Source organism: Nocardioides sp. dk884 (assembly GCF_009557055.1).
In the GTDB taxonomy this organism is placed as follows: domain Bacteria; phylum Actinomycetota; class Actinomycetes; order Propionibacteriales; family Nocardioidaceae; genus Nocardioides.
Genome location: NZ_CP045649.1, coordinates 352444 through 366211, shown reverse-complemented (window position 1 = coordinate 366211; position 13768 = coordinate 352444). Strand labels below are relative to the sequence as shown.

The window sequence follows — 13768 nt, the reverse complement described above, 5'->3', positions numbered from 1 at the left end:
ACGACCTCACCCTCCCCTCCGCGCTCCGCCCCGGCCACCTCCTCGTCTCGCTCAGCGATACATTGGCGCGAATTGTTCGCCGCCCGCCCAGGAGGACCGCGTGGGAGCACTGCGATGACCGACGCCGACCTCGACACGGTGCTCGGCAAGGCGGTCACGATCCTGCGCGCGTTCGCCGTCGACGACCAGGTGCTGTCGCTGGCGGAGCTGGTACGTCGTACCGGCCTGCACAAGGCGACCGTGCACCGACTGGCCGGCGACCTGGTCGCCAACCGGTTGTTGGACCGCGTCGAGCCGGGCGGCTACCGGCTCAGCGGCGGGCTCTTCGAGCTCGGCCTGCGCGCATCGGTCGAGCGCAGCCTGCTGGAGGTGGCGATGCCGTTCCTGCAGGACCTCTACGAGCGCACCCACGAGACGGTGCACCTCGGCGTCCGCGAGGGCACCGAGGTCGTCTACGTCGCCAAGATCGGCGGCCACCGCCAGGCGGTCGCGCCGTCGCGGACCGGCGGCCGGATGCCGCTGCACTGCACCGCGATCGGCAAGGCGCTGCTCGCCCACGCCGATCCCGCGCTGCGCCAGCAGGTGCTCACCGGCCCCCTGGAGCGTCGTACGCCGCGCACCGTCGTGGCCCCCGGGCTGCTGCAACGCCAGCTGGAGGCCGTCTTGGAGACCGGGGTCGCCTTCGAGCACGAGGAGTCCGCGCCCGGGCTGACCTGCGTCGCCGCGCCGGTCCTGGTGCGCGGCACCGAGGCGGTCGCCGCGATCAGCGTCACCGGCCCGACCACCCGGTTCCGCCCCGACCAGCACGTCGCCGCGGTCCGCGCCGCGGCCACCGGCCTGGCCAGCACCGTCGCCCGCCGCGAGGCCCTCGCCCCCTGACTCCTCCGCGAGTTGGCGAAGGGTCTGATCAGCCGGCGGTCGCGGCTTCCGGTGCGGGCTCGCCGGGGTGCGGGGCGACCGGTCGCACGTCGCCGGCGCGGCCGACCCAGCCCAGACCGGGCTCGTAGCGCCGCACCACCTTGGCCGGGGTGCCGGCGACGACCGCGTGGTCGGGGACCTCGCCGCGCACCACCGAGCCGGCCGCGACCACGACGTTGCGGCCCAGCCGGGTGCCGGGCAGCAGGATCGCGCCGTGCCCGATCCAGGAGCCGGACCCGACGACCACCGGGTCGTGGGCGCCGAACTGCTGCCCGATCGGTACGTCGGGGCGCTGGTAGCCGTGGCTGGCGTCGGAGACGAAGACGTCCTGGCCGAACCAGACGTCGTCGCCGATCTCCACCGACTCGTGCGCGGTCAGGCAGGTGCGGGCGCCGATGACGCAGCGGTCGCCGATGACCAGCCCGCGCGCCGGCGCCCCCGGGTCGCCGGGGCCGTAGCCGACCGACAGCGTCACCTGGCGCCCGATGAGCGTCCGCTCACCGACGTGGATGCAGTGCTCGTTCATCAAGGTGGCCAGCGGGAAGCCGATGCAGCTGCCGTCTCCGAGGCTGCCGAAGCGGTCCCCGCGATGGGTGCCGGGAGCGATCTCCCCCGCGGTCTCGACCCAGCGCCAGGCCGTGTGGACGGCGCGGTTGACCCATCTTCTCGGCAGGTTCACGCCCGCGAGCGTAACGGCGCCTCGCCCGGTCCCCTCCCGAGCACGCCCGCCTCGAAGGCCAGGATGTCGGCGAGCAGCACCTCGTCCTCCGGCGTCCCGCCGCCGAACCCGCCGTGCCCGGCGGCCTCCAGCACCCGCAGCTCCACCGGCACCCCGGCATCGAGGAGCCGGCGGTGCATGCGCACGACGTTGGACAAGAGGAGGTCGCGGGTGCCCGACTGCAGGAACGTGGGCGGGAACCCGGACACGTCACCGAACAGCGGCGAGAGGTGCGGATGGGCCAGGTCGCGCCCGCCGGCGTAGAGCCGGTTGGCCAGTGGCATCGGCGCGAGCCCGCCGACCCCGCGCAGCGTGCGGAAGCTGTCCCCGGACTCGGTGAGGTCCAGCGCGGGACTGAGCAGCACCAGCCCGGCCGGCACCGGGAGGCCCTCCTCGCGGGCCCGCAGCACCAGGGCCGCGGCCAGGTTGCCGCCGGCCGAGAAGCCGCTGACGACGACCCGCCCGGCCCCGCACCGCGCCACCGCCTCCCGGTAGACCGCCAGACAGTCCTCGAGGGCCGCAGGGAACGGGTGCTCCGGCGGCATCCGGTAGTCCACCGCCCAGCTGATCGCGTCACGACGTACCGCCGTCGGCGCGCTCGCGCGCCACGCCAGCTCGCCCCCGCCGGAGACCATCGCGCCGCCGTGCAGGTCCACCACCACCGGCGCAGCCTCCGGGGCGGGGACGTGCGCCGGCACCAGCTCGTACGCCGCGGCGCCGGCGATCTCGACGCGGGTCGCGCGCAGCTCCTCCGCCGGCGGCTGGCGTACGGCGAGCGCCGCGGTCGTCAGCTCGTCGAGCGTCTCGGCGTACCGGCGCCATCCCGCGACGTCGTCGAGCGCGGGCTCGGGCACCGGCTCGCCGAGGGGTCGCGCGAGCGCCGCCCGCGCCGCGGCGCTGAGCCCGGCGGGCGGCGGATGCGACGGGGGCTGCTCGCTCACGCGCGCATCTCCGGCTCAGCCGCGCTTCTTGGTGCGCACCTGCACCTTGACCGCGAGCGGGCGGTGGTCCGAGCGCAGCCCGTCGATGACCACCTGCCGGGTCGGCACCAGGACGTCGCGGCGCAGGGCCCGGCGCCCCACCATCACGTAGTCGATGTGACGCCCCGTGCCGGGGTGGGTGAGCGCGACGGCCTCGTTGCCGCCGAGGACCTGCCAGCTCGACCGCAGCGTGTCGCGCAGGTGGGCGAACATCATCGCGGGGTGGCGCACCTCGAGGTCGACGAACGCATCGACGTTGAAGTCGCCGAGCACGATCGGCTGGCCGGGTGCCCGGGCGATCGCCGCCTCGAGACGGTTCCAGTGCTGCTGGGCCCACCGGATCCGCGGGCGGACCGGGTGCCCGGGCCGGCCCTGGCCCTGCGACTCGATGGTCGGGATCACGTGGTTGTTGAACACCGACACCACCCGGCCGGTCGCGCGGTGGCGCAGCGTCACCCGGTTGAAGAACTTGCGCGGCACGTCCTTGCGGTGCCGCTTCAGCGTCGCGGCCCGGTGCGCCAGGTAGACCTCGGTCTCCACCAGGGCGAACTCCGAGCGTCGCCAGGAGATCGGGTCCTGGCGCGCCTCGCCGGGGGGCACCCACGTCGCCCAGCCGTGCTTGCGCAGCCGATGCAGGGCCTTGTCGCGTCCCCACATCTCCTGCCAGCCGATGATGTCCAGACGCGGCCTCGCGGCGAGCTCGCGGATGTCGCGGCGCGCCGCCTTGGCGGGCATCTCGCGGAACATGTTGTACGTCGCGACCCAGATCGGCGACCGCTCCCTGCCGCGCTCCGCGGGCTCCTCGGCAGCGCTCGTCGGGGACGCCAGCGTCAGCAGGAGCGCGAGCGACACGGCGAGGACGGCAGCGGTACGGCGCATGGGTTCTCCGGGATCGACGGCGTTGCCGCTGGCAACGTACCCGTCCCGGCGGGTGCCGCTCGGCGCGACGACGGGGTTGTATCGAGCGATGGACACCCTCGCGCGCCTTCCCACCACCGGCCTGCACCTGGCACTGATGCTGGCGCTCACCTTCGCCACCGGTCTCGTCGACGCGGTCTGCTACCTCGGCCTGGACCAGGTCTTCACCGCCAACATGACCGGCAACGTGCTGCTCCTGGGCATGGCCCTCGCCGGGGGCGGCGACCTGGCGCCGCTCGGACCGGTGCTCGCGCTCGTCGGCTTCGTGGTCGGCGGGGCGCTCGTGGGTCGCGTGCTCAAGGACTCCTCCGAGCCGTGGAGCACGCCCTCCACCTGGCTCCTGTCCCTGGTCGCGGTCGTCGTCGTGGCCGTCGGCGTGGTCCTGCTGGTCACCGGCGGGGAGCCGCACCGCGCGGTCCGCCTCAGCGTCACGGCGGCACTCGGGGTGGCGATGGGCACCCAGGCCGCGGCCGCCCGGTTCATCGGGGTCAAGGACGTCACGACCGTCGTGGTCACCGGCACCATCACGGCGCTCGCGATCGACTCACCGCTCGGCAACGGCCGCCAGCGCTCGGCGGGGCGGCGCTCCGCCTCCGTGGCGCTGCTCGTGGCCGGTGCGGCGCTCGGCGCCCTGCTGCTGGCCTGGCACCCCGCCTCCGCCCTGCTGGCCGCGGGCCTCCTCATCGCCGCCGTCACCGTCCTCGGCGACCTGCACACGCGCGCCGTACGCGCCACGGCGCCGTCGCCCCAGCCCTGAGGCCGCCGGCGTCCTCAGGCGCGCTTGCTGCGCATCGCCCGGAGGACCGTCAGCTCCCCGGAGGCGAGATGAGCGGCGTACTCCGCGGAGTCCACCGCGCACAGCGCGATCCGGCCCTCCGCGTCGAAGACCAGCCCCCACCCGTGGGAGCGGGCGAGCGGGGAGGTCCGCAAGCACGGCTGGTCCTTCGCGAAGAACTGAGCGCGCAGCTCGGCCTGCTCCTCCTCCGTCACCTCGAGGCCCTGGCGGGCGAACCAGGACTCGAAGAGGACGTCCTCCTGGGTGAAGGTGTACGGGTGCTCGGCGAGCATCTCGTACTGGATCTCCGCGACGGTGCGCGACGACCCACGAGGGACCGGCACCTTGCCGTGGTCGGCCTTGCAGTCGTCGGCCACCGCGATGAACGTCGTCCGGTAGTCCATGGTGTCTCCTCCGCGTGCTGTCGGGAGTGCTGCCTGTCCCCGGACGCTAGCGGCGCCCGGGGACAACGGCGCGGCTCTCGGCCCGCAAGTCCCGCCCGAGGCACCACCCGACCGGCGACCCGAGCGCCTACCTCGGCGGGATCGACGCGCTCATCAGCTGATCCAGCGCACCGCCGTCGTGCCCGTCCCTATCGCAGGGGCGGGCACGCGTCGTTCGGCAGGTGCTCGTCCGCCCACGTCGACAGCGCGCGCATCGCCGGCAGGATCGCGTGCCCGGCCTCGGTGAGGTCGTAGAGCACCGACACCGGGGGCCCCTCCTCCACCGAGCGCCGCACCAGGCCCGCGCCGGACAGCTCGCTCAACCGATCCGAGAGCATCGAGTCGCTGATCCCGGCGATGGCGCGCTTGAGATCGGCGAACCCAGCCGGACCCTCCAGGAGCGTCGCCAGCAGCACGCCGTTCCACCGTTTGCCCAAGAAGCTGAACGCGCGGATCAGGCCGCTGCTGCACGCCCGCGGGTCGTGGTCCGCCGCGTCCGGAGCCGCCTCTTTCGCCATACCGGCAGCCTACCCCTCGCCATCTGCTGGACTAGTTGCTATGTTTTTCGTAGTACCTACTCAATCTCAAGCAGCCAGTCCAGGAGCGGTCATGACCCAGGCACCCCCCACCCTCTTCGCCCTCGAGGAGCAGGCGCGTGCGCTCCTGTTCACCGAGGCCCGCACGGCGAACGCCTTCGCCGACACTCCCGTCACCGACGAGGAGCTCGGCGCCATCTGGGAGCTCGCCCGCTGGTCGCCGTCCGCGGCCAACACCCAGCCGCTTCGCGTGCTGTTCGTGCGCACCGAGGAGGGCAAGGCCCGTCTGATCCCCCACCTCGCCGAGGGCAACCGCTCGAAGGCCGCGAGCGCACCGGTCGTCGCCGTGATGGCCTACGACCTCGACTTCCACGAGCACATGCCCACCGTCTTTCCGGCCCGCGGCGAGCAGATGCGCGAGAACCTCGGCGGCCAGCCTCAGCTGCGCGAGGGTATGGCCCGCCAGTCCGCCTCGCTCCAGACCGGCGTCTTCCTCCTCGCCGTCCGCGCGGCCGGCCTGGCGGCAGGCCCGATGGGCGGGTTCGACGCGGCCGGCATCGACGCCGAGTTCTTCGCGGGCACCTCGTGGCGCTCGCACCTCGTGGTCAACATCGGCCACCCCGGCGTCGACCCGTGGTTCCCGCGCCTGCCGCGCCTCGAGCACGACCAGGCCCTCGCCTGGGCGTGAGCGCGGTCGGGGCGGCGGTCGGATCTCCGGAGGCCGCCCCAGATGCGAACAGCCCCCGCCTGCGGTGCAGGTCGGGGGCTGGTGCAGTGGAGCCGCCTGTCGGAATCGAACCGACGACCTAATCATTACGAGTGATTCGCTCTACCGACTGAGCTAAGGCGGCGTGTCGCCCGGCACGCCGGACAACCCGGCAGAGCATACCGATGCCGCAGGCCGGGCGCGAAACCGGCGCCCACCCCGCGGCGACGACCCACAGACGGGTCAGGCGACGAGCTCGACCTCGCGCGGGCGGCGAGGCTCGGGGACGAGGCGCAGCGGCGCGGACTGGGTGGCGCCGCACCAGCAGGTGAAGGTGACGACGGGGCCGCGAGCGCCCTCGGCGACCGCGGTGACCTGGCTGGGGAAGATGAGCTGACGCTTGTCGCAGGCGCTGCAGACGTGGGTGAACACCGCGGTTCCTTTCCGTGGGTGCGATCGGGGACGCGATCATCCTCCCGCCGGCCCAGGCAAAGGGGTAGCCTTGCTTTCCTCGAAGCCACATAGGTTGGACCTATGCTCTCGCTGCACCAGCTGACCTGCTTCCTCGCCGCCTACGAGCACGGCTCGCTCACCGCGGCCGCCGAGCACCTCGGCTACGCACAACCCTCGGTCTCCGAGCAGATCCGCAGCCTCGAGCGCAGCCTCGGCGTGGAGCTCTTCCGCCGCGTGGGCCGCGGAGTGGTCCCCACCGGCGCGGCCGAGTCGCTCCGACCCCACGCCGAGCAGGCCCTCACCGCGGTCCGCGAGGCCCAGCAGGCCGTGCAGCGGGTCCGCTCCCTGGAGACCGGGACCATCCGGTTCGGCATGTTCGGCACCGCTCGGCTGTACGCCGGGGCGGGCCTGGTCGCCGACGTGCTCGCCCGCCACCCCGGCGTACGCGTCGAGCTGGTGGGACAGAACTCCCTGGACGTCCAGGAGGACCTGCGCCGCGGCCGACTGGAGGCGGCGATGATCGCGGTCTCCAGCGCGGCCAGCGAGGGGCTGACGATCACCCCGGTGGCCCGCGACGAGCTGGTCTACATCAGCGCCGACCACAGCCGCCTGACCAGCCCGCTCACCGCGCACCGGCTCGCACAGGCCTCGCTGGTGATGCCGGAGACCACCTGGCGCGCCCGCGACTCCACCCGGACGGTGCTGCGCCAGATGCTGCACGAGACCGGGCGCAACCCGCAGACCCGCATCGAGGTCGAGGACGTCGAGACCGCCGTCGAGCTGGTCGGCATGGGACTCGCCGACTCCGTGGTCAACAAGGGTGCAGCGCTCCAGCTGCTCCCCCGTCTGGCACCCGAGGCCGGCTGGGTCTCGCTGCGCCCACGCCAGTACGACACGCTCGCGATCGTGCACCGCGCTGGCGCCGCCCTCTCCCCGGCCGCGCAGCTGATGATCGAGCTCGCCACCGCACGCATCCAGGCGATCGCGGACCCGGTCCGCCCGCACTGATCGCCGGCGCGAGCCGGGAGCGGCGAGTCAGCAGCGCCGGCCGTCCTCGGGCACCGTGCCGTCGATGAGGTAGGAGTCGACGACCTCGTCGACGCAGGTGTTGCCGACGTTGTAGCCGGTGTGCCCGTCGCCCTCGCGGGTGAGCAGCACGCCGGACTCCAGCTGGTCGGCCAGCGCGACCGACCACTCGTACGGCGTCGCGGGGTCGCGGGTGGTGCCGATGACCAGGATCGGGGCGGCACCCTCGGCGCGGATGTCGAGCGGCTTCTCCTCGGAGCGGGCGTCGTAGCCGACGCAGCCGAGCAGCCCCCAGGCGAAGACCCGTCCGAAGAGGGGCGCGGCCTCGTCGAACGCCGCGAACTCCTGCGGGATCCGCTTCAGCGGGACCGACGCGGGGTCGTCGAGGCAGCGGACCGCCACGATCGCCTCGGTGGAGTTGTCGAGGTAGCCGTCGGGACCGCGCGAGGCGTAGGTGTCGGCCAGCAGCATCAGCACCGTGCCGTCGCCGTCGAGCGCGCCCTGGAGCCCCTCGTCGAGCAGGCTCCAGTACTGCCGGCTGTACAGCGGGGTGACGATGCCGAGGAACGCCGTGCCCGGCTCGAGCGTGCGCCCGTCGCTGGTGGGCAGCGGCTTCTCGTCGAGGTCGTCGAGCAGCTCGGCGATCCGCTCCATGCCCTCATCGACGGAGTCGCCGAGGAAGCAGTCGCCGGCGTCCACGCAGTTCTGCACGTAGGCGCGCAGCGCGGTCTCGAAGCCGCGCGCCTGGCCCAGGCTGGACTCGCGGGCGTCGAGGGTGACGTCGACACCGCCGTCGAGGACCATCCGGCCGACCCGGTCGGGGAAGAGCTCGGCGTACGTCGCGCCGAGCTGGGTGCCGTAGGAGGCGCCGAAGTAGGTGAGGGTCTCCTCGCCGAGCACGGCGCGCAGGATGTCGAGGTCGCGCGCGGCCTCCACGGTGGACACGTGCGCGGCGAGATCGCCGGAGCGCTCGACGCAGCCGCGGTTGAACGAGCGCACCTGCAGGAGCAGGTCGCCGGCCTCCATGTCGCTGTCCGGCGTCGGGTCGAAGGCGAGATAGCGGTCCAGCGCGGCGTCGGGGAGGCAGTCCACCGGCGAGCTGGACCCGGTGCCGCGGGGGTCGAAGCCCACCACGTCGTAGACCCGGGTCAGCTCCGGGCGGAACGCGGCCTCGGCCTGCTCGGCGTACGCCGTGCCCGGCGCGCCGGGACCGCCGGGGTTGACCAGCAGCGAGCCGATCCGCGCCTCGGGGTCGCTGGCCGGGTCGCGCAGCAGCGCGAGCTCGATGCTCTCGGCATCGGGGTCCGCGTAGTCGAGCGGCACCTCGACTCGGGCACATTCGAAGTCTCCGTCGCCCGAGCAGCGCTGCCAGTCGACGCGCTGGTCGTAGAACTCCTGCAGGTCGGCTGCGGGCGCCTCGGCCGCGCCGGGGGCGGCGGAGCCCGTGGGCGCGGGGCTCCAGTCGTCCCCGCCGGAGGAGCCCGATCCCGAGCCGGAGGTCAGCGCGCTGATCGTGACGCCGAGCGTGCCGAGCACCAGCGCGGCGACGGTGAGCAGGACGATCACGCGGACGGTCGTGGGCTTCACCGCACGGCTCCGTCCGGGGCACGCAGGGACACCATCATCGACTCCAGGGCGAGGGCGGGCGGCACGTTGAACTCCAGCATCTGTTCGCGGGCCTCGAAGATCCACCCGATGCGCTGGAGGTTGAGCTCCGGGCTCGCGGTCTCGACGAGCCACTCCACGTCGGCGCGGATGTCCTCGTTGACCAGCTCGCCCCGGGCGCCCGAGGCGAGCGCCACCGCGTCGCGGTAGACCGAGACCAGGTCCATCAGCGCCCGGTCGACGACGTCGAGGTGGCGCCGCTTCGCGCGCGTCTTCTGCTCCTTCAGCAGCTCGGCGAGCGCGGGGCCGTACTCCCGCGGCCGGCGGCCGCGCTCGACCACGCCGTACGCCGCGTCGAGGTCGGCCTTCTCCCGGGCGTCGAGGTCGCCGGTGAGCGCCTCGGCCTCCTCCTTGCTGACCTCCGCGATCCGGGCCGCGAAGCGCATGCAGGCGCCGAGGCTGGTGAGCTTGGCCGGCATCGCGACGACCTCGTTGCGGCGCTTGCGGGTCTCGGGGTCGCGGGCCAGCGCGCGGGCCCGGCCGATGTGGCCCTGGCTGGCGCGGGCGGCGGAGACGGCCAGCGCCTCCGGGACGCCGTCGCTGGCCATCAGGAACCCGGCGACGTCGCGCGGACTGGGGGTGCTGAGCGTGACCAGGCGGCAGCGCGAGCGGACAGTGGGCAAGACGTCCTCGACCGTCGGCGCGCACAGCATCCACACGGTGCGCTCGGCCGGCTCCTCGATGGCCTTGAGCAGCGCGTTGACCGCCTGCTCGGTGAGCCGGTCGGCGTCCTCGACGACGATCACCTGCCAGCGCCGGCCGACGGGGGCCAGGGACGCGGAGCGCACCAGGTCGCGCACCAGCCGCACGCCCAGCGACAGCCCGGAGGTGCTGACCCGCTTGACGTCGGCATGCGAGCCGCCCAGCACGGTGCGGCACGCGTGGCACTGACCGCACCCGGGCTCCGTGGGGTCCTCGCACTGCAGGGCGGCGGCGAAGGCGAGGGCGGCGTTGGAGCGCCCGGAGCCGGGCGGGCCGGTGAACAGCCAGGCGTGGCTCATCCCGTGGCCGCCGGCCGCGGCGCGCAGGGCGGTGATCGCGGCGCGCTGGCCGACCAGGCCGTCCCACACGCTGCCGGCCTGCCGCACCGCCGTCATCGGACCGCCTGCCCGAGCAGGGGCTCGACGCGGGCCCAGACGGCCTCGGCGATCTGCTCGACCGACGCTCTCGCGTCGAGCACGAGGTAGTGGTCGGGGTCGGCCGCGGCCATCTCCAGGAACGCGGCGCGCACCCGCTGGTGGAACTCCAGCGACTCGCCCTCGATCCGGTCGCGAGCCTCGAAGCGGGCCAGCCCCGCCTCGGGGGCCAGGTCGAGCACGACCGTGAGGTGCGGGCGCAGGTCGCGGGTGGCCCAGCGGGCGACCTCCTCGACCTCGGCCACCGCGAGGGATCGGCCGGCGCCCTGGTAGGCGAGCGTGGAGTCGACGTAGCGATCGGTGATCACCACCGCGCCGCGCGCCAGCGCCGGAGCCACGAGCGTCTCGACGTGCTCGGCCTTGTCCGCGGCGTACAGCAGCGCCTCGGTGCGGTCGGCCAGCGCCCCGGTCTCCGGGCTCAGCACGATGCGGCGCAGCTCCTTGCCGACCCCGGTGTCACCGGGCTCGAAGGTCAGCACGGTGGCGTAGCCGGCGGCGTCCAGGCGCTGCGCGAGCAGCCGCGACTGGGTGGACTTGCCCGATCCCTCGCCGCCCTCGAAGCACACGAAGACGCCGCTGTCGGCGAACACACCCGGATGACTGCTCACGCCGTCCACCTTATGCGGGCCCGCCGACGGTGCCCGGTGCGCCTCTGTCGAGGCCGCACCGTCGGTCGCGCCCGCACCCGTCAGTCCTTCTTGGCGGCCGTCTTCTTCGTGGTGGTCTTCTTGGCGGCCGTCTTCTTGGCCGGCGCCTTCTTGGCGGCGGCCTTCTTCGCCGGCGCCTTCTTCGCGGCCTTCTTGGCGGTCTTCTTCGCCGGGCCCCGCTCGCGACGCTCGGCGAGCAGCTCGGCGGCGCGCTCGAGGGTGATCGCCTCGACCGTGTCGTCCTTGCGCAGCGTCGCGTTGTACTCGCCGTCGGTGACGTACTCGCCGAAGCGGCCCGACTTCACCACGACCGGCTGCCCGGAGACCGGGTCGTTGCCGAGCTCCTTGAGGGGCGGCGCCGCGGCCGCACGGCCGCGCTGCTTGGGCTGGGCGTAGATCTTGAGCGCCTCGTCGAGGGTCACCGTGAAGATCTGGTCCTCGCTCGCCAGCGAGCGCGAGTCGGTGCCCTTCTTCAGGTACGGCCCGTAGCGGCCGTTCTGGGCGGTGATCTCCTCGCCGCTCTCCGGGTCCTCGCCGACCACCCGCGGCAGCTCGAGGAGCTTGACCGCGTCGGCGAGGGTCACGGTGTCCAGCGACATCGACTTGAACAGCGACCCGGTCCGCGGCTTGGCGGACTTGGGGGCGTCCTCGGGCAGCACCTCGGTGACGTAGGGGCCGAAGCGGCCGTTCTTCGCCACCACCTGCAGCCCCGTCTCCGGGTGGGTGCCGAGCGCGATCTCCTCGCCCGCCGGGTTGGCGAACAGCTCGGCGGCCTTCTCCAGGGTCAGCTCGTCGGGCGGCAGGTCGTCGGGCACGTTGGCGCGCTTGCCCGCCGGGGTGCCGTCGTCGCCGGGGCCCTCGAGGTAGGGCCCGTAGCGACCCACGCGCAGGTTGATGCCCGCCTCGGGGTCGCCGATCGGGAACGTCGCGAGCTCGCGGGCGTCGATGTCTCCGAGCCCGTCGACGAGCTTCTTGAGCCCGTCGATGTCACCGGAGCCGTAGTAGAACTCGCCGAGCTCGGTGTTGCGGTCCTTGCGACCGGCGGCGATCTCGTCGAGCACGTCCTCCATCTCGGCGGTGAACTCATAGGAGATCTGCCGGGGGAAGTGCTCCACGAGCAGGCGCACCACTGAGAAGGCCAGCCACGCCGGGACCAGCGCGGTGCCCTTCTTGTAGACGTAGCCGCGGTTGAGGATCGTCCCGATGATCGAGGCGTACGTCGAGGGGCGACCGATCTCGCGGTCCTCGAGCTCCTTGATCAGCGTGGCCTCGGTGTAGCGGGCCGGCGGCTTGGTCTCGTGGCCGCTGGCGCTGACCGACGCGGCCGAGACGGCGTCGCCCTGGGCCAGGGCGGGCAGCCGGGTCTCCGCGTCGTCCTTGGCCGCGCCCTCGTCGACGCCCTCGACGTAGGCCTTGAGGAAGCCGTGGAAGGTGATCACCCGGCCGCTGGCCGCGAACACGACGTCCTCGCCGGTGGACGCGGTGCCGCCGAGCCGGATCGAGACCGACTGACCGGTCGCGTCCTTCATCTGCGAGGCGACGGTGCGCATCCAGATCAGCTCGTAGAGGCGGAACTGCTCGCCGCTGAGCCCGGTCTGCGCGGGGGTGCGGAAGGACTCGCCGGCGGGCCGGATCGCCTCGTGCGCCTCCTGGGCGTTCTTGACCTTGGAGGCGTAGGTGCGCGGCTTGTCGGGGAGGTACTCGGCGCCGTACAGCTCGCGGACCTGGTTGCGCGCCGCCTCGACCGCACCGCCCGAGAGGGTGGTGGAGTCGGTACGCATGTAGGTGATGAAGCCGTTCTCGTAGAGGCGCTGGGCGACCGACATGGTCACGCTCGCGCTCATCCCGAGCTTGCGGCTGGCCTCCTGCTGCAGCGTCGTGGTGCGGAACGGCGCGTAGGGGCTGCGGCGGTACGGCTTGGACTCCACCGAGCGCACGTCGTACGTCGCGTCCTGGAGCGCCTCGGAGAGCGCCTCGGCGCGGGTGCGGTCGAGGTGGACGATGCCGTCGCTCTTCTTCAGCAGCCCGTCGGGGCCGAAGTCGGAGCCGCGGGCCACGCGGGCGCCGTCCACGGAGTGCAGCTTGGCCGGGAACATCCGCTGGTCGTGCTTGCTGCCGGCGTCGAAGGTCCCCTCGAGGTCCCAGTACGACGCGACGTGGAAGCGCATCCGCTCGCGCTCGCGGTCGACGACCAGGCGGGTCGCCACCGACTGCACGCGCCCGGCGGAGAGGCCGGACATGATCTTCTTCCACAGCACCGGGGAGACCTCGTAGCCGTAGAGGCGGTCGAGGATGCGGCGCGCCTCCTGGGCCTCGACGAGGTCCATGTCGAGCTCGCGGGGGTTCTCCGCGGCGGCCTGGATGGCCGGCTTGGTGATCTCGTGGAAGACCATCCGCTTGACCGGGACGCCCTTCTTGGGCTTCAGCTCGTCGAGGAGGTGCCAGGCGATCGCCTCGCCCTCGCGGTCCTCATCGGTGGCGAGGTAGAGCTCGTCGGCGTCCTTCAGCAACGACTTGAGCTTGGCCATGTGGGCCTTCTTGTCGCGCGGGACCACGTAGTAGGGCTCGAAGCCGTGGTCGACGTCGACGCCGAGCCGGCCCCAGGGCTTGTCCTTGATCTTGGCCGGTGTCTCCGCGGCGCTCTGCGGGAGGTCACGGATGTGGCCGATGGAGGACTCGACGACGTACCCCGGGCCGAGGTACCCGCCGATGGTGCGGGCCTTCGCCGGGGACTCGACGATCACCAACTTGTGTGCCACGTCTGCTCTTTCTCTTCGTGCTGCCGGTCAGCGGCTCACGGTAGCGCGTGCCCGAGACGCTGCTGCCCACGAGCCGCCACGCGGCTGG

14 protein-coding genes and 1 tRNA gene are annotated in these 13768 nt (G+C 73.2%); 4 read left to right on the top strand and 11 right to left on the bottom strand.

Translation table 11 applies throughout. The features are described 5' to 3' along the window. The first annotated feature begins 114 nt into the window (after positions 1-114). On the top strand, positions 115-879 hold the full coding sequence (locus GFH29_RS01765) for an IclR family transcriptional regulator (protein WP_153321770.1): 765 nt from the start codon (positions 115-117) through the stop codon (positions 877-879). A 28-nt stretch (positions 880-907) separates the two neighbouring features. On the opposite strand, the gene GFH29_RS01760 is transcribed toward GFH29_RS01765, so the two are convergent. From GFH29_RS01760 to GFH29_RS01750, 3 genes are read right to left on the bottom strand one after another with little or no spacing between them, the layout of a single operon-like run. Beyond that, positions 908-1597, bottom strand: a complete 690-nt coding sequence (locus GFH29_RS01760; RefSeq protein ID WP_228387701.1) for an acyltransferase — start codon at positions 1595-1597, stop codon at positions 908-910. Then, positions 1594-2577: an alpha/beta hydrolase gene (locus GFH29_RS01755; RefSeq protein ID WP_153321769.1), complete on the bottom strand. Its 984-nt coding sequence runs from the start codon at positions 2575-2577 to the stop codon at positions 1594-1596. Before GFH29_RS01755 ends, GFH29_RS01760 begins: the two co-directional genes overlap by 4 nt. 15 nt (positions 2578-2592) lie before the next feature. Next, the gene (locus GFH29_RS01750) at positions 2593-3591 is read right to left on the bottom strand and encodes an endonuclease/exonuclease/phosphatase family protein (protein WP_153321768.1); all 999 of its coding nucleotides are present in this window, start codon (positions 3589-3591) and stop codon (positions 2593-2595) included. Here GFH29_RS01750 and GFH29_RS01745 point away from each other — a divergent pair. Further along, a complete protein-coding gene (locus GFH29_RS01745; protein WP_153321767.1) occupies positions 3584-4291 on the top strand; it encodes a YoaK family protein in 708 nt (235 codons plus the stop codon). The two genes, GFH29_RS01750 and GFH29_RS01745, sit on opposite strands and share 8 nt — an antisense overlap. Before the next feature lie 14 nt (positions 4292-4305). Here the strand turns inward: GFH29_RS01745 and GFH29_RS01740 are convergent, their stop codons facing one another. Continuing rightward, complete coding sequence (locus tag GFH29_RS01740) at positions 4306-4713, bottom strand: DUF6157 family protein (RefSeq protein WP_153321766.1); 408 nt, start codon at positions 4711-4713, stop codon at positions 4306-4308. 188 nt (positions 4714-4901) lie between these two features. Further along, complete coding sequence (locus GFH29_RS01735) at positions 4902-5270, bottom strand: winged helix-turn-helix transcriptional regulator (protein WP_153321765.1); 369 nt, start codon at positions 5268-5270, stop codon at positions 4902-4904. Between the two features lie 91 nt (positions 5271-5361). Here GFH29_RS01735 and GFH29_RS01730 point away from each other — a divergent pair, with 91 nt between their 5' ends. Continuing rightward, positions 5362-5976 (top strand): malonic semialdehyde reductase, encoded by a 615-nt coding sequence (locus GFH29_RS01730; protein ID WP_153321764.1) that lies wholly within the window; start codon positions 5362-5364, stop codon positions 5974-5976. Between the two features lie 87 nt (positions 5977-6063). On the opposite strand, the gene GFH29_RS01725 is transcribed toward GFH29_RS01730, so the two are convergent. Further along, positions 6064-6139, bottom strand: a tRNA-Thr gene (locus GFH29_RS01725). 98 nt (positions 6140-6237) lie between these two features. Beyond that, the gene (locus GFH29_RS01720) at positions 6238-6426 is read right to left on the bottom strand and encodes a hypothetical protein (RefSeq protein WP_153321763.1); all 189 of its coding nucleotides are present in this window, start codon (positions 6424-6426) and stop codon (positions 6238-6240) included. A gap of 102 nt (positions 6427-6528) precedes the next feature. On the opposite strand from GFH29_RS01720, the gene GFH29_RS01715 reads away from it, so the two are divergent. Further along, positions 6529-7455, top strand: coding sequence for a LysR family transcriptional regulator (locus tag GFH29_RS01715; protein WP_153321762.1), 927 nt, complete (start codon positions 6529-6531; stop codon positions 7453-7455). 27 nt (positions 7456-7482) lie between these two features. On the opposite strand, the gene GFH29_RS01710 is transcribed toward GFH29_RS01715, so the two are convergent. From GFH29_RS01710 to topA, 4 genes are all read right to left on the bottom strand, one after another. Then, a complete protein-coding gene (locus GFH29_RS01710; RefSeq protein WP_153321761.1) occupies positions 7483-9060 on the bottom strand; it encodes an alpha/beta hydrolase in 1578 nt (525 codons plus the stop codon). Then, entirely contained in the window at positions 9057-10235 is a 1179-nt protein-coding gene (locus GFH29_RS01705) for a DNA polymerase III subunit delta' (RefSeq protein ID WP_153321760.1), read from the bottom strand. The genes GFH29_RS01710 and GFH29_RS01705 overlap by 4 nt, the downstream gene beginning before the upstream one ends. Continuing rightward, positions 10232-10882: a dTMP kinase gene (gene tmk / locus GFH29_RS01700; protein WP_153321759.1), complete on the bottom strand. Its 651-nt coding sequence runs from the start codon at positions 10880-10882 to the stop codon at positions 10232-10234. Before tmk ends, GFH29_RS01705 begins: the two co-directional genes overlap by 4 nt. An 80-nt stretch (positions 10883-10962) precedes the next feature. Then, a complete protein-coding gene (gene topA, locus GFH29_RS01695) occupies positions 10963-13680 on the bottom strand; it encodes a type I DNA topoisomerase (protein ID WP_153321758.1) in 2718 nt (905 codons plus the stop codon). Positions 13681-13768: the final 88 nt, after the last annotated feature.